24 protein-coding genes are annotated in these 26,989 nt (G+C 65.7%); 11 read left to right on the forward strand and 13 right to left on the reverse strand.

Annotated elements, in window-relative coordinates:
* The first annotated feature begins 72 nt into the window (after positions 1-72).
* Positions 73-246, forward strand: coding sequence for a hypothetical protein (locus tag EGT50_RS17045; RefSeq protein WP_164873389.1), 174 nt, complete (start codon positions 73-75; stop codon positions 244-246).
* On the opposite strand, the gene EGT50_RS10675 is transcribed toward EGT50_RS17045, so the two are convergent.
* Positions 231-911, reverse strand: a complete 681-nt coding sequence (locus tag EGT50_RS10675) for a class I SAM-dependent methyltransferase (protein ID WP_235870692.1) — start codon at positions 909-911, stop codon at positions 231-233. The two genes, EGT50_RS17045 and EGT50_RS10675, sit on opposite strands and share 16 nt — an antisense overlap.
* A 78-nt stretch (positions 912-989) precedes the next feature.
* On the opposite strand from EGT50_RS10675, the gene EGT50_RS10680 reads away from it, so the two are divergent.
* Genes EGT50_RS10680 through EGT50_RS10690 form a run of 3 tightly spaced genes read left to right on the forward strand, consistent with a single transcriptional unit; the run spans position 990 to position 3,294 of the window.
* Entirely contained in the window at positions 990-1,547 is a 558-nt protein-coding gene (locus EGT50_RS10680) for an RNA polymerase sigma factor (RefSeq protein WP_127954226.1), read from the forward strand.
* The gene (locus EGT50_RS10685; protein WP_127954230.1) at positions 1,544-1,822 is read left to right on the forward strand and encodes an anti-sigma factor family protein; all 279 of its coding nucleotides are present in this window, start codon (positions 1,544-1,546) and stop codon (positions 1,820-1,822) included. The genes EGT50_RS10680 and EGT50_RS10685 overlap by 4 nt, the downstream gene beginning before the upstream one ends.
* A complete protein-coding gene (locus tag EGT50_RS10690) occupies positions 1,819-3,294 on the forward strand; it encodes a dihydrolipoyl dehydrogenase family protein (protein WP_235870693.1) in 1,476 nt (491 codons plus the stop codon). Before EGT50_RS10685 ends, EGT50_RS10690 begins: the two co-directional genes overlap by 4 nt.
* Before the next feature lie 91 nt (positions 3,295-3,385).
* On the opposite strand, the gene EGT50_RS17245 is transcribed toward EGT50_RS10690, so the two are convergent.
* The 10 genes from EGT50_RS17245 to EGT50_RS10740 form a co-directional block, all read right to left on the reverse strand.
* A complete protein-coding gene (locus EGT50_RS17245) occupies positions 3,386-3,919 on the reverse strand; it encodes a YncE family protein (protein ID WP_235870694.1) in 534 nt (177 codons plus the stop codon).
* A 58-nt stretch (positions 3,920-3,977) separates the two neighbouring features.
* On the reverse strand, positions 3,978-5,114 hold the full coding sequence (locus EGT50_RS10700; protein ID WP_235870695.1) for a YVTN family beta-propeller repeat protein: 1,137 nt from the start codon (positions 5,112-5,114) through the stop codon (positions 3,978-3,980).
* 217 nt (positions 5,115-5,331) lie between these two features.
* Positions 5,332-6,423, reverse strand: coding sequence for a beta-propeller fold lactonase family protein (locus tag EGT50_RS10705; protein ID WP_127954233.1), 1,092 nt, complete (start codon positions 6,421-6,423; stop codon positions 5,332-5,334).
* A gap of 2,973 nt (positions 6,424-9,396) precedes the next feature.
* Entirely contained in the window at positions 9,397-10,545 is a 1,149-nt protein-coding gene (locus EGT50_RS10710) for a YncE family protein (protein ID WP_235870696.1), read from the reverse strand.
* Positions 10,546-10,831: 286 nt separating this feature from the next.
* Positions 10,832-11,986, reverse strand: a complete 1,155-nt coding sequence (locus EGT50_RS10715) for a beta-propeller fold lactonase family protein (RefSeq protein ID WP_235870697.1) — start codon at positions 11,984-11,986, stop codon at positions 10,832-10,834.
* Between the two features lie 222 nt (positions 11,987-12,208).
* Positions 12,209-13,357, reverse strand: coding sequence for a beta-propeller fold lactonase family protein (locus tag EGT50_RS10720; RefSeq protein WP_235870698.1), 1,149 nt, complete (start codon positions 13,355-13,357; stop codon positions 12,209-12,211).
* A gap of 213 nt (positions 13,358-13,570) precedes the next feature.
* On the reverse strand, positions 13,571-14,665 hold the full coding sequence (locus tag EGT50_RS10725) for a YVTN family beta-propeller repeat protein (RefSeq protein WP_235870699.1): 1,095 nt from the start codon (positions 14,663-14,665) through the stop codon (positions 13,571-13,573).
* A gap of 272 nt (positions 14,666-14,937) precedes the next feature.
* Positions 14,938-16,107 (reverse strand): YncE family protein, encoded by a 1,170-nt coding sequence (locus tag EGT50_RS10730; protein WP_268960678.1) that lies wholly within the window; start codon positions 16,105-16,107, stop codon positions 14,938-14,940.
* 211 nt (positions 16,108-16,318) lie between these two features.
* A complete protein-coding gene (locus tag EGT50_RS10735) occupies positions 16,319-16,948 on the reverse strand; it encodes a CDP-alcohol phosphatidyltransferase family protein (protein WP_127954237.1) in 630 nt (209 codons plus the stop codon).
* Positions 16,949-16,970: 22 nt separating this feature from the next.
* On the reverse strand, positions 16,971-17,675 hold the full coding sequence (locus EGT50_RS10740) for a TVP38/TMEM64 family protein (protein ID WP_235870700.1): 705 nt from the start codon (positions 17,673-17,675) through the stop codon (positions 16,971-16,973).
* Positions 17,676-17,913: 238 nt separating this feature from the next.
* Between EGT50_RS10740 and EGT50_RS10745 the strand changes: the two genes are divergently transcribed.
* Genes EGT50_RS10745 through EGT50_RS10760 form a run of 4 tightly spaced genes read left to right on the forward strand, consistent with a single transcriptional unit; the run spans position 17,914 to position 21,850 of the window.
* Positions 17,914-19,137 (forward strand): ABC transporter substrate-binding protein, encoded by a 1,224-nt coding sequence (locus tag EGT50_RS10745; protein ID WP_127954240.1) that lies wholly within the window; start codon positions 17,914-17,916, stop codon positions 19,135-19,137.
* A gap of 21 nt (positions 19,138-19,158) precedes the next feature.
* Positions 19,159-20,028, forward strand: a complete 870-nt coding sequence (locus EGT50_RS10750; protein WP_127954244.1) for an ABC transporter permease — start codon at positions 19,159-19,161, stop codon at positions 20,026-20,028.
* A complete protein-coding gene (locus tag EGT50_RS10755) occupies positions 20,019-20,810 on the forward strand; it encodes an ABC transporter permease (protein WP_127954247.1) in 792 nt (263 codons plus the stop codon). Before EGT50_RS10750 ends, EGT50_RS10755 begins: the two co-directional genes overlap by 10 nt.
* Complete coding sequence (locus EGT50_RS10760) at positions 20,807-21,850, forward strand: ABC transporter ATP-binding protein (RefSeq protein ID WP_127954250.1); 1,044 nt, start codon at positions 20,807-20,809, stop codon at positions 21,848-21,850. Before EGT50_RS10755 ends, EGT50_RS10760 begins: the two co-directional genes overlap by 4 nt.
* Positions 21,851-21,941: 91 nt before the next feature.
* Here the strand turns inward: EGT50_RS10760 and EGT50_RS10765 are convergent, their stop codons facing one another.
* Complete coding sequence (locus EGT50_RS10765; RefSeq protein ID WP_127954253.1) at positions 21,942-22,313, reverse strand: SgcJ/EcaC family oxidoreductase; 372 nt, start codon at positions 22,311-22,313, stop codon at positions 21,942-21,944.
* The gene (locus EGT50_RS10770; RefSeq protein WP_127954256.1) at positions 22,310-23,206 is read right to left on the reverse strand and encodes a helix-turn-helix domain-containing protein; all 897 of its coding nucleotides are present in this window, start codon (positions 23,204-23,206) and stop codon (positions 22,310-22,312) included. The genes EGT50_RS10765 and EGT50_RS10770 overlap by 4 nt, the downstream gene beginning before the upstream one ends.
* Before the next feature lie 85 nt (positions 23,207-23,291).
* Here EGT50_RS10770 and EGT50_RS10775 point away from each other — a divergent pair, with 85 nt between their 5' ends.
* The 3 genes from EGT50_RS10775 to EGT50_RS10785 all read left to right on the forward strand — a co-directional run bounded on the left by EGT50_RS10775 (position 23,292) and on the right by EGT50_RS10785 (position 26,987).
* Complete coding sequence (locus tag EGT50_RS10775; RefSeq protein WP_127954259.1) at positions 23,292-24,503, forward strand: cytochrome P450; 1,212 nt, start codon at positions 23,292-23,294, stop codon at positions 24,501-24,503.
* Positions 24,504-24,639: 136 nt separating this feature from the next.
* Positions 24,640-25,827, forward strand: a complete 1,188-nt coding sequence (locus EGT50_RS10780; protein WP_127954262.1) for a phosphotransferase family protein — start codon at positions 24,640-24,642, stop codon at positions 25,825-25,827.
* A complete protein-coding gene (locus EGT50_RS10785; RefSeq protein WP_127954265.1) occupies positions 25,827-26,987 on the forward strand; it encodes a hypothetical protein in 1,161 nt (386 codons plus the stop codon). The genes EGT50_RS10780 and EGT50_RS10785 overlap by 1 nt, the downstream gene beginning before the upstream one ends.
* Positions 26,988-26,989 lie beyond the last annotated feature (2 nt).

The raw sequence follows: 26,989 nt of genomic DNA on the forward strand, positions 1-26,989 counted from the left end.
CCTAAACGCGCCGCCCGTGCGAATTGACATCGAAGCGAGTACCCACGTCGGGTCCACGCCAGTGTGTTCCCGGTGGCCACCCTGACCTTCGACGGCTCATCACGGCTGTTCCGGCTGCCCCAATGGCTGCTCCAGCTCCTCATAGCCGTCCTCGCTCTGCTGGGTTCAGCGTTGGTCGTTGCTCGATCGGCAGGACGGTGGATGGTCGCGATCGAACGTGTTCGTAGTGGTCAGCCGTCCGGATGACCAACCCCGATCGCCGGGTCACCACTGCGCCGGGACGTCCCGCCGACGGAGCCGACTCGAATCTGGATGTGCCCGCCGCGGACGGAGGCAGCGTGAACGTCGGTCAGCACGGAGTCGAGCATCTTCCAGGGGTGCGCCTCGATGTCCGACCCCCCCAGCAGGCATGCCAACCGGGCGAGCGGAGTCCATGCGGCGGCGCGCCCGATCGGCCTCTGCATGTCCACGACCGCCACTCGACCACCAGGACGTGTCAACTCGATCATCGTCGCGAGCGCTCGCGGCCAATTCGGCATGAGCGACAACACGTAGGTGCTGATGACAGCGTCGAAACGTCTGCCCGTCCGGAGGTTTGCCGGGTCGAGGTCGGTGCCGTCGGCTTCGATGAGTCTCACGTTGTCCCATCCCGCCGAACGGGTACGTCTGCGTGCCTGTTCGAGCATCTGCGCGCTGGTGTCGATCCCCGTGATCGACCCGGACGGACCGATCTGACGCTGTAGGTGGGAGAAGTTCAGGCCGGTGCCGCAGCCGACGTCGAGGACATGTTCGCCCGGTTGGAGCGCCAGCAGATCGATCGCCGCAACACGGCCAGAGCGGTACACCGGCCATTCCGCCGAGATGAGGTCATAGAAACGAGCCGAGGTGCGGTAACTTGCAGTTCGTTTCACGGGCGGTCCATTTCGTCGGCGGTCTGACAACTTGTTCGAGACGGGAACACCCGAACATCCTCGCCGGGTTACCCCAGTGTGCACCCACCCCAGCGAAGCGACGACGAGCGGGCCCATGCGTTCCGCCAGTATGTCGAACCCGAGGTCGAGGTCCTGTTGCGGGTCGCGAGGACGCTGACCGGTCCAGCTGACACGGAGGATCTCGTCCAGGAAACCCTGGTACGGGCGTGGCGCAGTGTCGATCGTTTCGACGGGCGTCACCCGCGGGCGTGGTTATTGACCATCCTGAGGAACACGAACATGAACATGCACCGGCGCCGGCGGCCCGACACGGTCGAGGACTTCGCTGTCCACCCCGACGCCAGACCTGCCTTCGGGGTCGACCCACCGGGTACCGAGGACCAGGTGATGGCATCGATCCTGCCCGACGACCTGGAACGGGCAGTAAACGCGTTGCCCTCGAAGTTCCGGACGGTACTGCTCCTGATCGATGTCGATCAATTGACCTACAGCGAGGCCGGCGACGCCCTCGGCATTCCGGTGGGGACGGTGATGTCGAGACTCAGTCGCGCACGTGACCGTGTGCGTAAACACCTGCGACCAGGCTTCGCCACCAGCGTGAAGGAGGAACGGTGATCCAATCCGTGCGCACCATGCTGACGTGCCATTGGGCGGCGCGACGAATCCAGCGCTACCTGGATTCGGACCCGGCAGCGTTGCTCGATCAGAACGAGATCCACCGTTTGGAGGCACATCTGGCCGAATGCGAGAAGTGCAGCGCCGCGGCGGCCGAGTACCGCCAGATCAACACGGCCCTCTCGCGGTGGGCAGCTCGGCGGATGCCTCAGAAAGACAGCGTCGCTCACATGCGTCAAGTTGTCGACCGCCTCGTTCGCGGTGACATCCAGTGACCGAGGTGGAGACCGCCACCGCGGCACCGCAGAGAGGACCGTCCGTTCCCCGATCTGTCGATCTCGTCGTGATCGGAGGAGGATCCGCGGGGATCGTCGCTGCCAAGACAGCGGCGGGATTCGGCACGAAAGTTGTTTTGGTCGAACGTGATCGCACCGGAGGTGACTGCCTCTGGACCGGATGCGTCCCGTCGAAAGCATTGCTCGCGGCGGCATCCGTGGCCGCGGCGATGCGGCGTGGACAGGCATTCGGAATCGACGCCTCGAACGTCACCGTCGACTTCTCCCGGGTGATGAGTCATGTCCAAGGCGCGATCGAGACCATCGCACCCGTCGATTCGCCGGACACACTCCGTACCGCGAACGTGGACGTCGTCAGCGGCACAGCCCGCTTCACTGGTCCCCGATCCCTGGCTCTCGGGACACACACCATCACCTTCGGCCAGGCAGTGATCGCCACGGGGGCCGCCCCGGCGGTGCCGAAGCTGCCCGGACTCGACCAGGTCGACTACCTCACCAGCGAGACGGTTTGGGGGCTCACCGAACTTCCGCCACGGTTGACGGTGCTCGGCGGTGGAAGCGTCGGGTGCGAACTCGCCCAAGCCTTTGCCAGACTCGGATCGGCTGTCACGATCGTCGAAGCCGCGGAATCGCTCCTTCCGTCGGAAGACCGCGATGCCGCCGCACTAGTCACCCAGAGCCTGATCGACGATGGAGTCGACGTTCTGACGCGAACGACGGCAGAGTCCGTCACTGGTCAGGCACTGGTTCTCGCGGACGGTCGCCGCCTCGAATTCGACAGTCTGCTCATCGCTGTCGGGCGCAAGCCGCGGACGACGTCGATCGGGCTGGAGGTCGCCGGCGTTACTGTCGATCCGCGCGGCTTCGTTACCGTCGATGACCACCTTCGCACCACCAACCCGAGGATCTGGGCCGCAGGCGATCTCACCGGTCACCCCCAGTTCACCCATACGGCAGGAATGCACGGCAGCATCGCCGCCACCAACGCAATCCTGGGGCTTCGTCGTACCGTCGACCGGACCGGAACCCCGCGCGTGACCTTCACCGACCCCGAGATCGCGGTCGCCGGAATCGATACCGAGGCCGCGCGACGCATTCCCGGTCTGCGCGTGCACACCCTCGGCCACGAGCACGTCGACCGCGCTGTCGCCGAGCGCGAGACAACAGGATTCACCAGGCTCGTCGTCGACGGCAAGCATCGGATAGTGGGAGCGACCGTCGTCGGCCCCCGCGCGGGGGAGACGATCGGCGAAATGGTGCTGGCAGTCAAACAGGGTCTGCGCACGCGCGATCTAGCCGGAACCACTCACCCCTACCCGACCTACAACGACGCACCGTGGAACGCCTCCATCGCCGACGTGCGCTCGCAGCTGGCCCGTCCAATCGTGTCCGGAACCATCACTACTCTGGCTCGCGTGCGCCGGATGTGGCAGCGGCGCTTGACCAATTGATTTCTGAGATCCTCACCATTACCCAACCGACCGGCGCCACCACCCTCGCGGACGAGGCGGAGGCACCGGTCGGAACTACAGGGTGCGGGCGTCAGCTGCCAGCGCTGCCCGCCGAACCACCGCCGGCCAGCGACCCAGCGCCGGCCAATGAACCGGTGCCTCCACTGCCCGTCGAACCGCCGCCCACCAGCGAACCACCGCCCACCAGCGAGCCGAGGTTGATGCACAGCGAACCGATGCATTGGTCGATCGCGATAACCGACACGGTGTTGTCACCAAAGTTGGTGACGTAGGCGCGGGTTCCGTTCGGGGTGATCGCCACCACGTTCGGTCCCTGCCCGACTGCGATGGTTTCGACCACGGTGTTGGTGCCGGTGTCGATCACCGACACCGATTCGTCGGAAAACTCAACGACGTAGGCGCTGGATCCGTCCGGGGTGATCGCCACCCCCAGCGGGGTGTTCCCAACCTGGATGGTGTCGATGACGGTGTCTGCAGCCGCAGTCGCCACCCCACCCCCCGCCATACCGAGCACCGTCATCGCGGTGGCCGCCGTCCCGACGATTAGTCGTCGGGCGCGACCTCGTCCCGCACCATAAGAGCGAAAACTGCTGTGGTAATTCACATTCTCCTCCTCTTCGATGTACGGGACGAATATTCGCCGGGGTTACGCGGTGCGGGTGTCAGCTGCCAGCACTACCCGCCGAACCACCGCCGGCCACCGACCCGGCGCCCGTCCCCGCTCCGCTGCCCGTCGAACCGCCACCAGCAAACGAGCCGAAGCCGATGCACAGCGACCCGAGACACTGGTCGATCGCGATCACCGACACCGTGTCGTCGTCCCGGTTGGTGACGTAGGCACGGGTTCCGAACGGGGTGATCGCCACCCCCAGCGGGGCGTCCCCGACTGCGATGGTGTCGAACACGGTGTTGGTGAGGGTGTCGATCACCGACACCGAGTCACCGTCCCGGTTGGCGACGTAGGCACGGGTTCCACTCGGGGTGATCGCCACCCCGAACGGAAGGCTCCCGACTGGGACGGTGTCGACGACGGTGTTGGCGAGGGTGTCGATCACCGACACCGAATCGTCGAAGCCGTTGGCGACGTAGGCACGGGTTCCGAACGGGGTGATCGCCACCCCGAACGGGCGGTTCCCGACTGGGATGGTGTCGACCACCATGTTGGTCGCGGTGTCGATCACCGACACCGAATCGTCCCCGGCGTTGGTGGCGTAGGCGCGGGTCCCGAACGGGGTGATCGCTATCCCGGAGGGCTCATCCCCGACCGTGATCGTGTCGACCACCATGTTGGTCGCGGTGTCTATCACCGACACGGTGTCCTCCACAAGATTCGGGACGTAGGCGCGGGTCCCATCCGGGGTGATCGCGACCTCCCGGGGCGCGTCCCCGACCGTGACGGTGTCGACCACCATGTTGGTGCCGGTGTCGATCACCGACACCGTGTCGTCGAACTGGTTGGTGACGTAGGCGCTGGTGCCGCTCGGGGTGATCGCAACCCAGAACGGAAAGTCCCCAACCGCGACGGTCGTGATTTCTGTGTTGGTGACGGTATCGACCACCGACACCGTGTCGTCAAAGCTGTTGGCGACGTATGCGCGGTTTCCTTTCGCGGTAATCGCCAACCCTCCCGGGCCGTCCCCGACCGGGATGGTATCGATCACTGTGTCCGCGGCCGCGGTCGCCGCCCCTCCCCCGGCCGTGCCCAGCACCATCAGGGCTGTAGTCGCCATCCCGAAGAACAGGCGGCGAGCGCGGGGCTTGATCATGGAGTAGTTGCGAAGACTGCTGCGGTGATTCACATCTTTCTCCCGTCTTACTAGGAGTGGAAATCTCTCAGCAACAACGCTGTTCGAGGAATGATCGACCACCTCGGGAGCGTGATTCGGCGAAGGTCTGGCCCGATCCGCCGACGACAGCACGCAATACCCTCGTCGATGTGGACGGACGCCGCCAGAACGAAGGTTCCGAATCCTCGGCTCGTTTGGCGGCGCCGGCCGACGCTACGCGACGCGGGTGTCAGCTGCCGGCACTACCCGCCGAACCAGCGCCGACCAACGACCCGGTGCCGGCCAATGAACCGGTGCCTCCACTGCCCGTCGAACCGCCGCCAACCAGAGACCCGGCGCCCGCCAATGAGCCGAAGCATAGCGACCCGAGGCATCGGTCGATCGCGATCACCGACACGGAATCGTCACCAAAATTGGCGACGTAGGCACGGCTTCCATTCGGGGTGATCGCCACCCCGAACGGCCTGTTTTCGACCGTGACAGTCTCGACCACCGTATTGGTGCCGGTGTCGATCACCGACACCGTACTGTTCCCCTCGTTGGTGACGTAGGCGCGGGTTCCGTCCGGGGTGATCGCCACCCGGCGCGGGTCGGTCCCGACGATGATGGGCCCGCCCACGACCGTGTTGGTGCCGGTGTCGATCACCGACACCGTATTGGCACCGAAATTGGTGACGTAGGAGCGGGTTCCGTCCGGGGTGATCGCCACCCCTTGCGGGCCGTTTCCGACATTAACGGTGGCGACTACCATGTTGGTGCCGGTGTCGATCACCGACATCGTGCTGCCGACATTGTTGGCGACGTAGGCGCGGGTTCCGTCCGGGGTGATCGCTACCCCTTGCGGTTGGATTCCGACGGGGACGGTCGTGATCTCGGTGTTGGTGCCGGTGTCGATCACCGACACCGTATTGGCACCGAAATTGGTGACGTAGGCGCGGGTTCCGTCCGGGGTGATCGCCACCCCGACCGGATTGGCTCCGACCATGATGGTCGTGATCTCGGTGTTGGTGCCGGTGTCGATCACCGACACGGTGCTACCGAAGGTGTTGGCGACGTAGGCGCGGGTTCCGTTCGGGGTGATCGCCACCCCGAGCGGACCGGGCCCGACGGGGACGGTCATGATCTCGGTGTTGGTGCCGGTGTCGATCACCGACACCGTGCTGCCGAAGGTGTTGGCGACGTACGCGCGGGTTCCGTCCGGGGTGATCGCCACCCCCGTAGGGCTGGTCCCGACCGGAATGGTGTCGATGACGGTGTCCGCTGCCGCGGTAGCCGCCCCCCCGCCGAAATTGCCGAGCACCATCGCGAACGTGGCCATCATCCCGACAAGTAGGCGTCGGGTGCGAACTCGCTCCGTGCGACGAGAGCTAAAACTGCTGTGGTGATTCACATTTTTCTCCTACCTACGAGGAACAAAACGGATCAACCGTGCGTAACGAACCGGCTATCGAATGCGGACACCGGCAGCCCACCGGAGGCTAACCGCCGGATAGCGATCTTGATCCCTAACACGCCGAAACCGAATAGGCCACTAGATCTGGATCAAATCCGATCTAGTGGTCTGCGCGCGCAGAACGCGCTACAGCGCCGCTGGAGCGGTCATCGCAAGGCGGGGTGCACTCGTTCTCGCGGAGGTCGCCGCCTCGAGCTCGAAGTCTGCTCTCCGCTCTCGAACACATCTGAAGTCCTCACAAGGCACCGAACCGACCGGCGCCGCCCCTGATCGGGTGACGACGCCGGCCGGCGCTACACGATGACGCCGCCATCATCTCGATCGCCGCTGTGCTGTGCGCCGCCGGGTTCACCTCGAAATCGAGATCGACGACACCTACCGGTCGGCGGCCGAGTAGAGGCCGACAAGATCGCCCGCCAGCAGGACGTGGTCGACGTGCTTGATGCGAAGGCTGACCGCAAGTCTGGAGCAGCTGAGGCCGCATGGGCTGGCCTAATGGCCCGCGTCCGCCGCTTTCCGAGGGCGTCCAATAGTTGAGTATTGTTGTTGTGGTTCATGTTTGGACGTATTTACCATGTGAGCGTTGGAAGGTATCATGGCGGCATGTTTTCGGGACGGGTTGAGGGCAGTGTGACGGGCCGTGGTGCGGCGCATGCAAGCGCGCCCCCGCCTCTGTCTCCCCTCGGTTGGCTTCGACGAAGCTGGCGGTGAATACCGTGCCCCAATCTTAGTCGTGTACTAGGTGTTGTGTTGGAGGAGTGCTCCTTTCGGCCCTCTAACTGGTGAGCTGTGGTCTCCTATTTCGAGCGGAGCGCAGCGACGTCACCGGTCCAAGACAGAGTGGTAGGCCGTGATGCCGTGGGCGTAAGCACGCCCCCGCCTCTCGCCCCGGTTGGCGTCTAGGAAGTTGGCGGTGAATACCGTGCCCCAATCTTAGTCGTGTGCTAAGTGTTGTGTTGGGGGAGTGTATGTTTCGGCTCTCTTGCCGGTGAGCTGCGGTCTCGCATTTCGAGTGGAGCGCAGCGACACCGAGTGAGGCCAATGTGACAGGCCGCGGAGCCGCGCGCGCAAGCGCGCCCCCGCCTCTCACTCCCCTCGGTTGGCGTCGAGGAAGTTGGCGGTGAATACCATGCCATATTTCGGTTCTCTTGCTCTCTTTCAACCGTGTGCTCGGTGTTGTGAAGGAGTGCAGGTTTCGGTTCTGTTGCTGGCGAGCTGCGGTCTCACGCTTCGAGCGGGGCGCAGCCACACCGAGTGAGGGCGGCGTGACAGGCCGCGGTACGGCGCGTGCAAGCGCGCCCCCGGCCTCGCGCTCCCCCAGTTGATCCGAGAAGGAGGTGGACTGTGAATCACATATTCATTGATCGTGTGCTGGACGTTGCATTGCTATGCACGGTTGGTCCGTTTTTTTGTTCCGGATAGGAGAAAGGGCGAATCGCCGCAGCAGCTTTGACACACGACCTACGGTTCCCGTGTGTGCGCGACGCCTGTTGAGCGGCGCGGCGGCCACGTTCGCGATGTGAGGGCAGCGTGACAGGCGGTGGCACGGCGCGTGCAAGCGCGCCCCCCGCCTCACGCTCCCCCCGGTTGACTCGAGAAGGAGGTGGACTGTGAATCACATTATTTTCCTCAATGGTGTGCTGGACGTTGGAGTGGAGGAGTGGATCCAGGTCTCCGGACCTTACCTTTCCCCCTACAGCGACCGCGTTATCGTTCCCCAACGTTGACTCGACACGGAAGTGGACTATGAAGTCCACACATATCAACCGTGTTCTGGGTGTTCTGTTGGAGGAGTGGATCTTTGGACAGGACCAACACTGTAATCCCAATGTCGGTCTCCCCTGTCAGTGAGCTGCGGTCCCGCGCTTCGAGCGGAGCGCACCAACACCGATTGAGGGTAGCGTGACACGCCGCGGAGCGGCGCGCGCAGGCGCGCCCCCCGCCCCTCGCTCCCCTCGCAAAAGAAGGCGGACTATGAACTACATATTCGTCAATCGTGTGCTAGATGATCTGTTGGAGGAGTGGACGTTTGCACAAGCACCCCATTGTCCCAATGTCGGGCTCCCATGTGCTTGAGGGCAAGTGCGACAGGCCGCGGAGCGGCGCGCAAGCCCGTCCCCGTCTCGCGCTCCACCCGGTTGACTCGAGGAGGTTGAAGGTGGAGATCTTTGTTGGTCGTGTGCTAGGTGATGTGTTGCAGGAGTGGATGTTCAGTCGGGCCTCACACACGTGCGCTATCGATGACAATGGGCTCTCCTGTTGGTGAGCTGCGGTCTCGCGTTTCAAGCGGACCGCAGCGATCGAGGGCAACGCGGCAGGCGGTGACGCGACGCGCGTAAGCGCGCCCCCGCCTCTCGCTCCCCTCAGTTTGACTATTGGAAGGAGGTGGACGGTGATACCTCTTCATCGTGTGCTAGGCGTTGTGTTGGAGGAGTGCATGTTTGGGCTCCCCTGCCGATGAGCTGCGGTCTCGCGTTTCGAACAGACCGCCGCAACACCAATTGAGGCAGCACAACGCTTCCCCGGGAGCCACGCAACGGCTCCCGGGTGCGCAGCGGGTCCCGCCCCGGACTCGGAGCGTGGAGCGCCGTGGAAGGAACGTGGCCATTCGGAAGTTTGGGTCGCACGTCAGGGTCCAGGTTCGAATTGACGCCCGACGGCAAGGAGCTCCCGTATCCACCGGCCGTACTCTCCGGACCGCGACGGAAACGTCTCTTCGTGCACGACTGCCGCCTCATGCCCCGCGTAACTTCCGCCACCGCGAGCTCGACCACGTCGAACGCAGTCTCGGGATCGAACCCGATCCGCATTCCCTGCATGTCCGGCAGCGCCATGCGGGTGTCAACTGGAAGCGTTGCCCGACGAACCACCGCCGACCAACGAACCACCGCCAGCCAACGAACCGGTGCCTCCACTGCCCGTCGAACCGCCGCCCACCAGCGAGCCGAAGCCGATGCACAGCGACCCGAGGCATCGGTCGATCGCGATCACCGACACGGTGTCGTCCACTGTGTTGGTGACGTAGGCGCGAGTTCCGTTGGGGGTGATCGCCACCCCGGTCGGGCCGCCCCCAACCGTGACGGTCGTGGTCACCATGTTCGTGCCGGTGTCGATCACCGACACCAAATCACCAATGTCGTGGGCAACGTATGCGCGGGTTCCGTCCGGGGTGATCGCCACCCCCCGCGGGTTTTCGCCGACCGTGACGGTCGTGGCCACCGTGTTGGTGCCGGTGTCGATCACTGACACCGTATTGTCGAATAAGTTGGTGACGTAGGCGCGGGTTCCGTTGGGGGTGATCGCCACCTCGGTCGGGCCGCCCCCAACCGTGACGGTTGTGGTCACCATGTTCGTGCCGGTATCGATCACCGACACCGACCCGTCCAAGAAGTTGGTGACGTAGGCGCGGGTTCCATCCGGGGTGATCGCGACCCCCCGCGGGAAGTCCCCGACCGTCACGGTCGTGGTCACCATGTTGGTGCCGGTATCGATCACCGACACCGAATCATCAACACCGTTGGCGACGTAGGCGCGGGTTCCATCCGGGGTGATCGCCACCCCCCGCGGGTCTTCCCCGACCGTGATAGTCGTGACCACCATATTGGTGCCGGTGTCGATCACCGACACCGAACCATCAAAGAAGTTGGCGACGTACCCACGGGTTCCGTCCGGGGTGATCGCCACCCCGAACGGACCGTCCCCGACCGGGATGGTTTCGATGGCGGCGTTGGCAGCGTTGTCGATCACCGACACCGTGTCTTCACCAAAGTTGCTGACGTAGGTGCGGGCTCCGTCCGGGGTGATCGCCACCCCCAACGGGAATTCCCCGACGCCGATGGTGTCGATGACGGTGTCCGCGGCCGCGGTCGGCAACCCGACCCCGGCAATGCCGAGCACCATCGCGAACGTGGCCGCCACGCGGCTCGAGCCAAGGCGTCGCGCACGCGCGGGAACCGTGGGTGGTGTGTCAAAGCTGCTGTGGCGATTCACATTTTCTCCTACCCTACGAGGAACAAAACGGATCAACCGTGCGTAGCGGAACCGGCGGCCAGAACGCGGACACCGACAGCCCACCGGAGGCTAGCCGCCGGATAGCCATCCCGATCCCCAACACGCCGAAGACCGACAAAGCCACTGGATCTGAGCCAGATCCCATCTGAAGGTTCGACAGCCTGCTCTCTGCTCTCGAATGCCTCTGAAATCCTCACGGCGCGAATCGACCGGCGTCGCTCCCCGATCGGGTGACGGCGCCGGTCGGCGCTACACGGTGCTGGTGTCAGCTGGCAGCACTGCCCGCCGACCCACCGCCGGCCAACGATCCACCGCCGGCTACCGACCCAGCGCCCGTTCCCGCTCCGCTGCCCGTCGAACCGCCGCCCACCAGCGAGCCGAAGCCGATGCACAGGGACCCGAGGCATTGGTCGATCGCGATGACCGACACGGTGTCGTCGAAGTTGTTGGTGACGTAGGCGCGTGTGCCGTTCGGCGTGATCGCTACCCTCTCCGGGCCGCCCCCGACGGGGATGGTCTCTATGACGGTTCTGCGGAGGGTGTCGATGACCGACACCGTGTTGTCATCGTTGTTGGTGACGTAGGCGCGCTTCCCGTTCGGGGTGACCGCCACCCCGGTCGGGGCGCCCCCCACCGGGATGGTGTCGACCTGAGTGTTGGTACCGGTGTCGATCACCGACACCGAAGCGTCAAAGAGGTTGGTGACGTAGGCGCGTTTCCCGTTCGGGGCGATCGCCACCACGCGCGGGCCGGCGCCGACCGTGACCTCATCGACCACCATGTTGGTGCCGGTGTCGATCACCGACACCGAAGCGTCCGTAGAGTTGGCGACGTACGCGAAGTTACCGTTGGGGGTGATCGCTACTCCGAGCGGGAAGGCGCCGACTGTGATGGTACTGACCACCATGTTGGTGCCGGTGTCGATCACCGACACCGAATCGTCCGCAAAGTTCGTGACGTACGCGAAGTTACCGTTGGGCGTGATCGCCACCTCGCGCGGGTTGTCGCCGACCGGGATGGGCAGGCCCACGACTGTGTTGGTGCCGGTGTCGATCACCGACACCGAATCATCACCAACGTTGGTGACGTAGACGCGAGTTCCGTCCGGGGTGACCGCGACCCCGGCCGGGCCGTCGCCGACCGCGACAGTCGTGATCTCGGTGTTGGTGGCGATATCGATCACAGACACCGAATCGTCGAGTTGGTTGCCGACATAGGCTGAAGAACCGTCCGGGGTAATCGCCACCCTGGACGGGCCGCCCCCGACCGGGATGGTGTCGATGACGGTGTCCGCTGCCGCGGTCGTCGCCCCGACTCCGGCGATGCCGAGCACCATCGCGAACGTGGCCAACACTCCGAGCAAACGTGGAGCACGCGCCTGGACCGTGGTGTGGGCGTGAGAACTACTGTGGTGATTCACATTTTTCTCCTGCCGTACGAGGACCAAAACGGATCAACCATGCTGCGGGAGGCCGACGGTCGGATGCGAGTACCGGCAGCCCATCGGAGGCTAACCATCGGACGACTATCTCGATCCCCAACACGCCGCAGGCCGCGAACCCGAAGGGCGGCTGATCCGGGTCGGCCGACGCCGCCCCCACGATCGGGTGACGGCGCCGACCGGCGCTACACGGTGCGAGTGTCAGCTGCCCGCGCTGCCCGCCGAACCGCCGCCGGCCAACGAACCACCGCCGACCAATGAACCAGTGCCTCCACTGCCCGTCGAACCACCGCCCACCAGCGAGCCGAAGCCGATGCACAGCGACCCGAGGCATTGGTCGATCGCGATCACCGACACGCTGTCGTCATTGCGGTTGGCGACGTAGGCACGGGTTCCGAACGGTGTTATCGCCACCCCCTCCGGGCTGTCCCCCACCGTGATCGTGTCCACCACCATGTTGGTGGCGGTGTCGATCACCGACACCGTGTCGTCCAAGCTGTTAGTGACGTAGGCGCGGGATCCGAACGGGGTGATGGCCACCCCGTGCGGGCCGTCCCCAACCGAGATGGGCAGGCCCACGGCCACGTTGGTTCCGGTGTCGATCACAGACACCGAGTCACCGAGTCGGTTGGTCACGTAGGCGCGGGTTCCGTCGGGGGTGATGGCCACCCCTTGCGGACCGTTTCCGACCGCAACGGTGGCGACCACCATGTTGGTGCTGGTGTTGATCACCGACACCGTGTTGTCATCGACGTTGGTGACGTAGACGAAGGACCCGTTCGGGGTGATCGCCACCCCGAACGCGTCGTCCCCAACCGGGATGGGCAGGCCCACGACCATGTTGGTGGCGGTGTCGATCACCGAGACCGAGGTGGAGTTGGTGACGTAGGCGCGGGTTCCGTCGGGGGTGATCGCCACCCCCCTTGGGCTGTTTCCGACCGCAACGGTGGCGACCACCATGTTGGTGCCCGTGTTGATCACCGACACTGAGTCGTCAAAACGATTGGCGACGTAGGCGAACTTCCCATTCGGGGTGATCGCCACCCCGACTGGGGAATCTCCAACCGGGATGGGCGCGCCCACGACCGTGTTGGTGGCGGTGTTGATCACCGACACCGAGTCGTCCAAGTTGTTAGTGACGTAGGCGCGGATACCGAGGGGCGTGATTGCAACCCCCTGTGGGCTGTCGCCAACCTGGATGGTGTCGATGACGGTGTCCGCTGCCGCGGTCGTCGCCCCGACTCCGGCGATGCCGAGCACCATCGCGAACGTGGCCAACACTGCGAGCAACAGACGTAGAGTGCGCGCCTGGACCGGGGTGTGGGCGTGAGAACTACTGCGGTGATTCACATTTTTCTCCTGCCGTACGAGGACCAAAACGGATCGACCGTGCTGCGAGAGAGCCGGCGGTGAGATGCGAATGCCAGCAGCCCACCGGAGGCTAACCATCGGAAAGCCATCTCGATCCCCAACACGCCGGGAAACGCGAACCCGGAAGACCTCTGGATCGGGTCGAATCCGAGCCGAAGGTCCGCACACGCGGAACGCGCTACAGCGCTTGACTCAACTGCCCGTCGAACCGCCGCCCACCACCGACCCAGCACCCCCCAGCGAGCCGAAGCCGTTGCACAGCGACCCGAGGCATCGGTCGATCGCGATCACCGACACTGTGTCGTCGCTAAGGTTGGCAACGTAGGCGAAAGCCCCGTTCGGTGTGATCGCCAGCTTGTACGGGTCGTTCCCGACTGTGATTGTCTCGACCACCGTGCTGGTGTACGTGTCGATCACCGAAACCGTGCCGTCGTTTTGGTTGGTGACGTAGGCGAAAGCCCCGTCCGGTGTGATCTCCACCCCGAACGGTGCATCTCCAACGGTGGTGGTAATGATTTCGGTGTTGGTGCCGGTGTCGATCACCGACACCTTGTCGTCCACGACACTGGTGACGTAGACGCGGGACCCATTCGGGGTGACCGCCACCCCGACCGGGACCTCCCCAACCGGGATGGGTGCGCCCACGACCATGTTGGTGCCCGTGTCGATCACCGACACCGTGTCGTCATCGGAGTTGCTGACGTAGGCGCGGGACCCGTCGGGGGTGATCGCCAACCCTTCCGGGTTGTTCCCGACCGTGACGGTCGCGATCTCGATGTTGGTGCCGGTGTCGATCACTGACACCAAATCACTGAAGAGGTTGGCGACGTAGGCACGGGACCCGTCGGGAGTGATCTCCACCGCGACCGGGCCGTTCCCGACCGGGATGGGCGCGCCCACAACCGTGTTGGTGCCGGTGTCGATCACTGACACCGTGTCGTCGGCGATGTTGGTGACGTAGGCGCGGGTCCCTTCGGGGGTGATCGCCACCGCGATCGGTTGATTTCCGACGGTGACGGTAGTGGTTTCGGTGTTCGTGCCGGTGTCGATCACTGACACCGTGCCGTCTATCTGGTTGGGGACGTAGGCGCGGCTTCCGTCCGGGGTGATGGCCACGACGCGCGGGCTGTTCCCGACCGGGATGGTGTCGACGACGGTGGCCGCGGCCGCCGTCCCCGCCCCGGCGATACCGAGCATCATCGCGAACGTGGCCAACACTCCGAGCAACAGACGTGGGGTACGCACCTGGACCGCGGAGGGGGCGTGAGAACTACTGTGGTGATTCACATTCTTCTCCTGCCGTACGAGGACCAAAACAGGTCAACCATGCTGCGGGAGAGCTGCCGGTCGGATGCGGACACCGGCAGCCCATCGGAGGCTAACCGTCAGATAGCTATATCGACCCCAACACGCCGAGAAACCAACTCACCGCGACCCAGACCACCGCGATTTGCCCTGCCGTCAAACGTATCTGGAATCCTGACCACCACCGAACCGACCGGCGCCGCCATCCTCACAGTCGAGGTCGCGGTGCCGGTCGGCCCTACACCATGCGGATGTCAGCTGCCGGCGCTACCAGCCGAACCGGCGCCCGCCAACGAACCACCACCGGCCACCGAGCCGGTGCCTCCGCTGCCCGTCGAACCACCGCCGACCAACGATCCGGCGCCCGCAAGGGAGCCGAAGCACAACGATCCGAGGCACTTCTTGATGGCGATCACCGACACCGTGTCGTCATCACGGTTGGTGACGTAGGCGCGGGTTCCATCCGGTGTGATCGCCACCCCGAAGGGCTCGTTCCCGACCGAGACGGTCTCGACCACCGCGTTGGCACCGGTGTCGATCACCGACACCGTGGTGCTCCCGAGGTTGGTGACGTAGGCGCGTTTCCCATCGGGGGTGATCGCCAACCCCTGCGGGTTGCTTCCGACCGGGATGGGTACGCCCACGACCGTGTTGGTGCCGGTGTCGATCACCGACACCGTGTTGTCGCCGAAATTGGTGACGTAGGCGCGGGTGCCGTCGGGAGTGATCGCCACCCCGTTCGGGAAGCCTCCGACCGGGAGGGGGGCGCCCACGACCGTGTCGGTGTCGGTGTCGATCACCGACACCGTGCCGCTGAAGTTGTTGGTGACGTAGGCGAGGGCCCCGTCCGGGGTGATCGCCACCCCGACCGGGCCGTTGCCGACCGGGATGGGTACGCCCAGGATCATGTTGGTGCCGGTGTCGATCACCGACACCGTGTTGTCACCGAAGTTGGCGACGTAGGCGAGGGCCCCGTCCGGGGTGATGGCCACCCCGGCCGGGAAGTTTCCGACTGTGACGGTCGTGATCGGGATGTTGGTGCCGGTGTCGATCACCGACACTGAGTTGCTGAAGTTGTTGGTGACGTAGGCGCGGGTCCCGTTCGGGGTGATTGCCACCCCGAACGGGCTGGGCCCGACGGGGATGGGGGCGCCCACGACCATGTTCGTGCCGGTGTCGACCACCGACACGGAATTGGCTTGGGCGTTGGCGACGTAGGCGAAGGTTCCGTCCGGGGTGATCGCCACCCCCTGTGGAGCGTTCCCGACGGGGATAGTGTCGATGACGGTGTCCGCCGCCGCGGTCGCCGCCCCTGCCCCAGCGATGCCGAGCATCATCGCGAACGTGGCCAACGCTCCGAGCAAGAGACGTGGGGCACGCGCCTGGACCGTGGACTGGGCGCGAGAACTACTGCGGTGATTCACATTTTTCTCCTGCCGTACGAGGACCAAAACGGATCAACCATGCTGCGGGAGAACTGGCGGTCGGATGCGAATGCCGACAGCCCATCGGAGGCTAACCGTCTAATAGCGCTCGCGATCCCCAACACGCCGAGAAAACAAGACCGCTGGATCTGGGTCGAATCCGGGCTGAAAGTCTGTACCCGCGGCAGGCGCTACAGTCCGGTCGGGGCGGTCAGCGTAGGGCCCGGTACCCGGCGATGATCCGCTGGACCGAGCTCACCGCGACCACTACGGCCCAGACCACCGCGATCTGCCAGGCGAACGCCGAGAACACCAACCACAGTGCGTGCACCACAACGGTTTCCGCCCCCTCGGCCAGGCCGCCGAGGAACGACAGCGACCGACCGTCGTCCAGGGTCCGGCCGCTGCGTTCGGCAATCGAGGAGAAGGCGAGAAAAACGGTGCCGTTGATGTAGTAGGCGAGGAGGACGAGAAGGAAGGGCCACCAGGGCGCACCGTATGCGGAGGTGGCCCCGACAGCAACGCCGACCACCGTGCTTCCGTAGACAATGAAGTCCGCAGTGATGTCGAAGAATCCTCCCGCTCCCGCATCGCCGGCCGTGGGTGTGCGGGCGCGGCGGCGGCGCGCGAGGGGGCCGTCGAGCCCGTCGGCGAGACGGGAGAGCAGCCACAGGACCAGCGCCACCCACCACCATTGGAGCCCGGCGCTGACGGCGCTTCCGAGCCCGAGCACCAGACCCACGCCGGTGATCCGATCCGGGGTGATCGCGGGAATGTCGATCAACGCGGCGCAGCGGGCAAGTGGCTGGTCGAGTTTCCTACGCAGATACTGGTCGATCATCCTGGCCCCCCGCCATCGTGCTCTAGGCGCCCGCGCCGCTCACGTTGTTGGCGACTCGGGTGAATCCCATCCGCCGCGCGAGGTAACCGGTGCCGACGCTCAGGAGGATGATCGCGAGTACTGCAAGAGCGAAGGGCCACGACAGCGGTGACGTGCCGTACGCCCCGAGCGCCGTGTATCCGATGGTGGCCGGAACGATCCCTATCGCGGTGCCGATGACGTAGTCGCGTTGCTTCACGGCGCTCAGCCCCGCGGCGTAGTTGACCAGGCCGAAGGGGAACAGGGGAACGAGTCGCACGATCAGCACCGAGGTCAATCCGCGGCGCTCGAGTAATGAGTCGATCGCGCGGACCTTGGACCATTCGATCCGCGCGACCCCGCCGCGGCCGAGCGACCGCGACACCCAGTAGGCCATCCAGGCACCGAGGGTCGCGGCGACGATCACGACGAGGACCCCTGCCACGAGGCCGAACAGCAGACCGCTGGCCACGGTCAGCGCGCTCGCTGGGAAGGGAGTGAGAGTCGTGACGGCGTAGAGGAGGACGAACAGAACCATCCCCCACGCACCTGCCGCGGCCACCTGGTCGCGCAGCGACTCCGGATGCGGCACGTCGATACTGAGGGCCACGAGGGCACCGCCGAGGATGATGACGGCGAGGATTCCCAGTTTGAGCCGGTAGTCCCAGCCCGCTCGTCCGCCCGCCGGGACCTTCTCTTCGATGTCCACCGCATACCCTCGTTCTTGTCTTCTGTTCTAACCTTCGCTGTGAAGCACCCTGAGACACCACGATGCCCTGGATCCGTTTCAACGGGAAGGCATCGGCGGTGTCGTTGTGTTCCCGAACCGAAGAATTCGTCCGATCCATCCTTAGCGGTGGACCGCCCGGAGGGTGTCTGTGAAGCATTTCGTTCGACCAAGAGGCCTATCGATCTCACGACCGCGACCCGCAGGATCACGCGTTGCTGTGCGCGCGTTGGTCACAGCAGGGCTCAGTGTCGGGTTGCTGCTCGCCGGGTGCGCCGCGCCTGGCCCCGAAGCCCCGGTCGCGGAGAACCTGCCGTGGAGTGAGATCGAGGAGCAGGCCCAGGGGCAGACGGTCTCGGTGTGGATGTACGGCGGCGACGAACAGGGCAACAGCTACGTCGACGAGTATCTCATCCCGGCGGCGCGGGCTGCAGGGGTGACGCTACGTCGGGTGCCCGTCGCGTCCACGTCCGATGCCGTCAACCGGATTCTGTCGGAAAGGCAGGCCGGTCTCACGGACGGCGATGTAGACCTGGTCTGGGTCAACGGCGACAACTTCAGTACGGGCAAGCAGGCCGGTGCCTGGCTGTGTGGGTGGACCTCGACCCTTCCGAACATGAAATTCACGGATCCGGATGATCCCCTGCTCAACGACGATTTCGGGACCCCGGTCGAGGGCTGCGAGGCGCCGTGGCACAAGGCGCAGTTCACCCTCGTCTACAACGCCGCGGCGGTCCCCGACCCGCCGACGACCCTTGCCGGTGTCCTCGACTGGGCGCAGGCGAACCCGGGCAGATTCACCTATCCGGCGCCGCCGGACTTCACCGGATCGGTGTTCGTCCGCGAGGTGCTGGCCAGTGTGTCGGGCGGCGCGGAGAACGTGCCGGCCCAGTTCAGCGAGGCGGACTACGACCGTCTGACGCCGGCCCTGTTCGACCGGCTGCGCGAGATCGCCCCGTCCCTGTGGCGCGGGGGGACCACATATCCGCAGACCTCGTCCGAGCTCGACGCCCTGTACGCGGGCGGTCAGGTGGACATGACGATGACCTACGGACCGGCGACACTGACTGATCTGGTGGCGCAGGGAACATACCCACCGCAGACGAAGGTGCTGCAGCTCGACGAGGGCACCGTGGGCAACGCCAGCTTCCTGGCCATCCCCTCGACGTCTGGGCAGTCGGCCGCCGCCCGCGTGGTGGCCAACCTCGCGCTCTCACCCGAACAGCAACTCGCGTCGGCCCGCCCCGATGTCTGGGGGCAGTTCACGGTTCTCGACCTGGAGAGATTGTCACCGGCGGACCGTGAGGCGTTCGCTGCGCTACCGTCGTCGCCTGTGGTCCCGACCTACGATGTTCTCTCCCGCAACGCGCACCCCGAATTGTCGGCGCAGTGGGTCGCCCCGCTCGACGATGGTTGGCGGCGAAACGTCCTCGCGGGTCGATGAAGGCCGGCCGATGATGAACCTATGCCGGTGAAGGCGGACGGCGCCCAGGCCCGCGTGCCAGGTCGAAGCAGTTGGCGCTACACCGTGTGGGTGCTGCCCGCCGTGATTCCGGTGCTCGCGGTCGTCGGTGCGGGTCTGGGCACCGCACTGTTGCAGAGTCTCGGCCTGATGCCGCTGGTCGGCAATCCGGAGTTGACCCTCGAGGCGTACACCGCCAACTCCGAGGATCTGCTCACCTCTGCCCTGCTCACGCTCGCTATCGCGGTCGTCTCGACCGCTCTCGCCGCCGCGATCGGATTGTGCGCGGCATTGTCGGTCCTGTCCGGCCGGCGAACGGCGATGTTCGCCGCCAGCCTCACCATTCCGGTGCCGCACCTGATCGGTGCCGCCACCATTGGGCTGCTGCTGGCCGATTCCGGACTGCTCCCCCGACTGCTGGGGCTCGACGGGGGCGAATGGCCGGCCCTCGTCGGAGGTCGATGGTGGATCGCCGTCATCGCGGAGTACGCATGGAAGGAATCGGCATTCATCGCATTGGTGGTTGCCGGGACGCTCGCCACCCGGGTGGCCCGGTACGACGAGACCGCCGCGACGCTGGGGGCGGGACGGCGCGCGCGGTTGCGGCTGGTCACTTTGCCGCTGGTCCTGCCCGCCCTGATCGCGGCGTCGGCGATCGCGTTCGCCTACACGGTCGGCTCCTACGAGGTGGCGAAGATTCTGGGCCGCGCGTATCCCGAACCACTGCCGGTGATGGCGGTTCGCTTGTTCACCTCGATCGACCTCGCCACGCGACCCGAGGCGGCCGCGGTCGCGATCGTCACCACAGGTTTGGCGCTGGCAACCGCGGCGGTGGCCCTGAGGGCGTTGCGCCGTTCGGCGGTGTGGCAGTGATACGCCTGGGTAGACGGGCGGCCGCGGCGTCGGTCCGCGCACTCTTGGTGCTCTGGTTCGTAGTGCCGCTCGTCCCGCTCGTGCTGTGGGTCTTCGCGAACCGGTGGACCTTTCCCGACGTCCTCCCGCAGGAGTGGGGATTGGACGGTATGCGTAGCGCCGCCGACGCAGGTGCGGCACGCGCGTTCGCGACGTCGACAGCCCTGGCACTGTCGGTGTCTGCCATTGCGACTCCACTCGGCGCGCTCGCTGCGCGGGCACTGTTCTCCGGTCGGGTGCACCTACCCGGAGTCGTCGCCGCGATACTGTTCGCGCCGGTGTGTTTGCCGCCCTTTGCCGTCGCTCTAGGTCTGGATGTGTTGGTCCTTCGATCCGGCGTTGCCAGCAGTGTCGCGGTGGTTGCGATCCTCACCGTCGCCGCCCTGCCGTATACGACATACGTGATGCGGGTGGCGTTTGGCGCCTACGACCGCGGGTACGAGGAGGAGGCGCGCACCCTCGGTGCGTCCCGGGCAACAGTGCTGCGGCGTGTCCAGATACCGTTGCTCGCGCCTGCACTCTCTGGTGCCGCCTTCCTGGCGTTCCTGGTCGGATGGAGTGATTACATCGTGACCTTGCTGATCGGGGGCGGACGGTTGATCACCGTCCCGATCCTCGTGGCCTCGTTCGCCTCGGGAACCGGCAACGACTCCGTGGTGGCCGCCCTGTCGATGCTTGCGCTGATCCCACCCCTGGTTCTGCTGATAACCCTGTCCCGCACCGTACGGGGGTCGGCCTCGTGAGCGCGACGCTGTCATTGACTCGCCTTGCGCGTCATCACCCAGGTGAGCAGCATCCTGCGCTCGCCGGAATCGACCTCGAGGTGCCGGCGGGTGCGTGCACCGCGATTCTCGGTCCGTCGGGGTCGGGGAAGAGCACCGCGCTGCGCCTGATCGCCGGACTCGATGCCCCGACAGGCGGATCGGTGGCCCTCGATGGCGTCGACGTCACCGCGCTGCCGCCGGAACGACGGGGCGTCGGGATGGTATTCCAACGACCACTGCTCTTCCCTCACCTGTCTGTCATCGACAACGTGGGGTTTGCGGCCCGCGCGTCCGGGCAGTCACGTTCGGCTTCGCGTTCGAGTGCCCGTCGATACCTCGAACTGGTACACCTGGAGGACTTGGCCGATCGCCCCGTCGGCGCGATCTCCGGTGGGCAGGCTCAACGTGTGGCGCTTGCACGCTCCCTGGCCAACGCCCCGCGCGTGCTGTTGCTCGACGAGCCGTTCAGTGCGCTCGATTCCGTGCTGCGCGAGGACATGTACGAACTGGTCCGGGAGATCCGGAAAGAGCTGTCGCCGACCATCGTTCTCGTCACCCACGATCGGCACGAGGCTGCCGTGTTGGCAGACTCCGTGGCCGTGTTGATCGACGGCGTTCTCGAACATCACTCGGAGGTGAGCTCCGCCTACACCCAACCGTCGACGAGGGCGGTCAACCGGTTGATGGGCGGCATCAACGAGATTCACGGGCACCTCGAGAGAGGTGTTCATCATTCCGACCTCGGGGCGCTGCACCTTCCTCCGGATGGCCCGGTGCCCGACGACGGACCCGCGGTTCTGCTGATCCGACACGAGATGATCCGGATAGTCGACGGCTCGCCGGACCTTCCGCGCGGAGTGATCTGCGGTGCCCGCCCGGCGGGGTTGCGCTCGATCGCCGACGTGCGGATCGGGTCGGTGATGGTGCACGTCGAACTACCCACCGGAACCACAGCCCCCGTCGGCACCGAGGTCGGCCTCGAGATACCCGCCGCGGCGTGCACCGCCGTCACTCGCTGACGGAGGCCGCCGCGACACCGCGCCGACCGAAATCCGCCGGCGCGACATCGACCAGGCCATCTTGCGATTCGCGGGGGACGAGCGCGGGTCCTCAGCTTCCGAACGCGGCCGTGATCGCACCCATGTCGAAGTAGTCGCGCCACGCCACGATCTTGCCGTCGACGACCTCGAACACCCCCATGACCGGCAGTGGGGTCTCCTTCCCGAGCCCGCGGAGCACGTCGGTGCGTTCATTCATCACGATGCCGCCCTGCTCGACCTGCTTGTGGATCTGGAAGTCGATTCCCTCGAACGTGGCCAGGAAGCCCTCGAGGAACTCCCGAATCGCTTCGCGACCCTTCACCGGTTCCATCGGGATGTTGTGGTACACGGCATCTTCGGTGAAGTAGCTTGCGATCACGGCGGGATCCGGCTTGGCCCACAGCGCACAGAACTCCGTGACCAGGTCCGCAGCAGCACTCATGTGTTCGCTCCTTGTCTCATCTCCAGTTCCCGAGCGGTTCGGGTGAGGTGTTTTATGTAGTGTGTCCGTTCCGCGCGCGTTACGGCGGATTTCAAGGGCCCGATTTGCAACTCCCACACCGCCCGGCCGTCGGTGTCGAACACCGGCGCCACGAGGTAGCTGACCGGAAGAGACGCGTCTTTGCCGAGATCGGCGGCGGCGTAGGGACGCCCACTGATCCCACCGAGCAGTGCGAGCACCCGCGCACGCAGGTTGTGCCGGGTGGGATCCTCCGCGAGGTGCTCGACCACCTCAGCGAGGACGTCGAGCATGCCGGGGTCGGCCGCTCCGATGCCCCACACACCGACGCCTTTGGATCTGATGCACCCGAGCGCTGCAGACAACCCGGCGCGCTCTTCGGGCGGTGCACTCTCGAGCCACGCCCGTTGCCGCGATTGGTCGGCGAACGCGATCACCGCGGCACCCGCGGGTGCGCGCAGCGGCAGCGCGGTGCCGGCCGTGATGCCTGCCGGCAGTCGGCCCCGGCCCGCGTCCACCGCGAGGAACGTGAGGTCGGTGGCGCCGACGGTCCCCAATGCCGCACCGCAGTCGACCTCCTCGGCTAGGGCGGCGAGTGCCTCGTCCAAGCCGGTCGGGATGCCTAGTGCTTCGCGTGCGGCATCCCCCATGCCGACGAGGGCTGGACCGAGACGGTACGTCAGATCGGGCTCACGACGCACCCAACGGCGGGCGTCGAGTGCAGCGAGGATGGATGCGACGGTCGACCGGCTCAGCTCCAGGGAGTCCGCAACGTGCGCGATGCTGCACGAGGTCTCGCTCCGGGCCAGCATCTCGATCACCGACACCACGCGATCGGTCGGCGGTGACGCCGCAGCGCCCTTGTCACGGTTCACGTCTCCTCCTACACTCGCCACAGTAACCGATATTCGACTCATGTGACACGAATATTCGTATCACAGATTGAGAGGCTTCACCCCGATGACCGCACCGACACTGCTCGACACCGTCGACATCGAGGGCGTCGACTTTGCGTTCCAGGACGCTCCCGAAATCCACGCGATCCTCGAACGTCTTCGCGCCGAAAAGCCTTACGCAGTAGTTCCGTTCGCCGGGGTGAAGGCCGTCCTCCTGCTCACGAATGACCTGGTATCGGCAGCGTTCAAGGACGAGGACACCTTCCCCGCGTCCGCCATCTACTCGATGACGACCGGCCCCGTGCTCGGAAAGACGTTGCAGTGCATGGCTGGTCGCGAACATCGGATCAACCGTGCGATCGTCTCGCCACCGTTCCGGCGCAGCAGAATCGCGGCGTACATCGAACCGATCCTCAAACCCCTCGCACACGAACTGATCGACCGGTTCGTCGACCGCGGCAGCGTCGACCTCGTCGCCGAGTTCACTACCCGCTACCCGGTCCTGATCATCAGTCGACTGCTCGGACTGCCGGTCGAGGACGAGGCAACGGTGCATCGGTGGGCGCACGACCTGTTCTACTTCCCGCTCGATCCCGAGGCGGCGAAGCGCGCCTCCCAGGAGTTCACCGACTTCGTCACCCCGATTCTCGCGGAGCGACGGGCGAACCCGGGCGACGACCTCATCTCCATGCTCGTCACCGAATCGTCCGAGGGCGAGACGCTCGACGATGAACAGATCCTGTCCTTCCTGCGTCTGCTGTTCCCGGCAGGCGCCGACACGACGATGCTCGCACTCGGAAACACCCTGTCCGCGTTGCTGACCCATCCCGATCAGATGGAGTTGCTGCGCTCGGATCCGGCCGAACACGTGCAGTGGGCCATCTGGGAGGGCCTGCGCTGGGAGCCGCCGGTCGGTCTGCTCCCGCGCGCCTGCCCCGAGGCCACCACCTGGAACGGGATCGAGATCCCCGCACTGACCCCGATGATCTTCTCGATCAACGCGGCCCTGCGTGACCCCGCCGTCTACGAGGACCCCCACCGCTTCGACATAACCCGTCGCGCGACGTCGATGCTCGCGTTCGGGCAGGGTCCTCACAGCTGCGCCGGCAGCTGGCTCGCGTTGGCCGAGCTGAACACGGCCCTCACGATCCTGCTCGACCGGTTGCCCGGTCTACGCCTACAGGACGGTGCCGCCGAGCAGGCACGCGTCACCAGCCAGGTCGGCGTCGCCCTGCGCGGCCCCAATTCACTTCTCGTGGAGTGGGATCGCGACTAGCTCGCCCGCCAAGACCCTCGGGGGCGGCCGTGACACCGGTCGCGGCCGTCCCCGAGATCCAGTCCAAAACGCCAGATCGGTCCCCTTGGTGGCATGTCGTAGCCGATACTCGATGAACCACCATGGAAGGGGAGCCATGAGTTTCGACCACACGACCAACAACCGGCACTATTCCGAGATGGCCAGGCCGGGAGAATCCCGCACCGACCCCGCCCAGATCGCCAATCGTCTGCAGCGCTGGCTCCGAAACAAACTGCCTGCCGACGCGGAGCCCGCGGTCACCGATGTGCAGGTCCCGGACGCGAACGGCATGTCGAGCGAGACCATCCTGTTCGACGCGTTGTGGCGCGAGAACGGCGAGATTCGTCACCACGGCCTGGTCGCGCGCATCGCTCCCGCCCCGTCTGCGGTACCAGTCTTCCCTTCCTACGACATGGACCAGCAATACCAGGTCATCAAGACCGTCGGCATCCTCTCGTCGGTCCCGGTGCCGCGTGTCTACTGGTCCGAGACCTCGGCGGAGGCGCTCGGTGGCGAGTTCTTCGTGATGGAGCGAGTCGACGGACAGATCCCACCGGACGTGATGCCGTACACCTTCGGCTCATGGCTGTCCGAGGCCTCCCCCGGGGACCGACGCCGACTGCAGGACTCGTCGGTTCGCGTGCTCGCCGAACTGCACTCGATACCCGAACCCGCACAGCTGTTTCCGGCGCTCTCACCCGAACCAGGATCCGACGACGTCACCGCGGACGTGGCACTGTGCGCGCACGTGAACGGCCTGCACCGCTACTACGATTGGGTCGTCGAGACCGGCCCGCGCTCGCCGTTGATCGACCGCGGGCTCGAGTGGCTCGACGAGCACTGGCCCACCGTCACCGGACCAGCCGTGTTGTGCTGGGGCGACGCGCGCGTCGGCAACATCATTTACCGCGACTTCGAACCGGTAGCGGTCCTCGACTGGGAGATGGCCACTCTCGGTCCCCGCGAGCTGGATCTGGGCTGGATGGTCTTCCTCCACCGCTTCTTCGAGGATCTCGCCGGCGTCGCGGGACTGCCTGGGGTGCCCGACTTCCTGCGACGCGGCGACGTCGCCGAGACGTACCGCAACCTCAGCGGTTACTCCCCAACCGACCTCGACTTCTTCACCCTGTACGCCGCACTGCGCCACGCGATCATCATGTTCCGTGTGCAGAGTCGAGCCGTGGCGTTCGGCCAGGCCGAAGCCCCGGAGGACCCGGACGACATGATCCTGCACCGAACGACCCTCGAACGAATGCTCGACGGCACCTACTGGAACGGCTTGGACGAGAAGGGAGTCGCGTGATGCTCTCCCCCATGGACGACTTCCCGATCCACCAGATCGCCGAGCCGATTCGTCGCGTCGGTACCTCGGACCGGAACTTCTACGACCGCTACTACTTCAACTGCCACCCTGGCCTCGACGCCGACGGCGAACCGCTGTTCCTCATCATCGGCCTCGGCCAGTACCCCAACCTCGGTGTAGCGGACGCATTCGCGGTGCTCCGCCACGGTGACGATCACATCGTGGCTCGCGCGTCGAGGGCACTCGGATCGGACCGCATGGACCTCACAGTGGGGCCGCTGCGCATCGAGGTCCTCGAGGGGCTGCACCGACTGCGCGTGGTGCTCGAGCCGGCTGCTGAGACGCCGGACCTGTCCTTCGACCTGGTCTTCGAATCGGATGTTCCGGCTTCGCTCGAGGCGCGGCACTTCCACCGTCAGCTCGAGAGGGTCACGTTCGACACGCAGCGCTTCGTCCAGACCGGCAGGTGGAGCGGAACGCTGACCGTGGACGGCGAGGCGATCCCCGTCACCGACGACACGTGGCGCGGCAACCGTGACCGCTCATGGGGTGTGCGACCGGTGGGCGAGGCGGAGCCGCCCGGTCGGCGCGCCGATTCGGCGCTCGCCGGGGAACAGAGCTTCTTCTGGATCTATACGGTCATGCAGTTCGAGGAGTTCTCGATCATCGTGATGATGCAGGAGGATCGTCGGGGCCGCCGGATCGTCGAGGACGCCACCAAGGTGTGGGCCGATCGCAACCGCGAGCCGGAGTGGCTGGGCCGACCCGAACACGATCTGACGTTCGTCTCCGGCACACGTGAGGTCGCCCGAGGAACCCTCGAGTTCCACCGCCCCGGCGGGTACGGCAAGCCCGACACGATTCTCACCGTCACTTGCGAACCCCTGCTACCCCACTACCTCGGAGTGGGCACCGGCTACGGGCTCGAGCAGGACTGGCGGCACGGCATGTGGCAGGGCGACCTGGTCGTGCAGGGTCTGCGCGAGAAGGTCCCCGCCATCGAGCCGTGGAAGAAGATGCTGTGCCCCGTCGACAACCTCACCCGTTTCACCCTCACCGAAGACGGCGACACCCATGTCGGCTCCGGACTGTTCGAGATCGCGATCATCGGCCCGTGCGATCGGTACGGCTTCGCCAGTGTCGGCGACGTCGCCCCCTGATG

It is taken from the genome of Rhodococcus xishaensis (assembly GCF_004011825.1).
Classification (GTDB): Bacteria; Actinomycetota; Actinomycetes; order Mycobacteriales; family Mycobacteriaceae; genus Prescottella; species Prescottella xishaensis.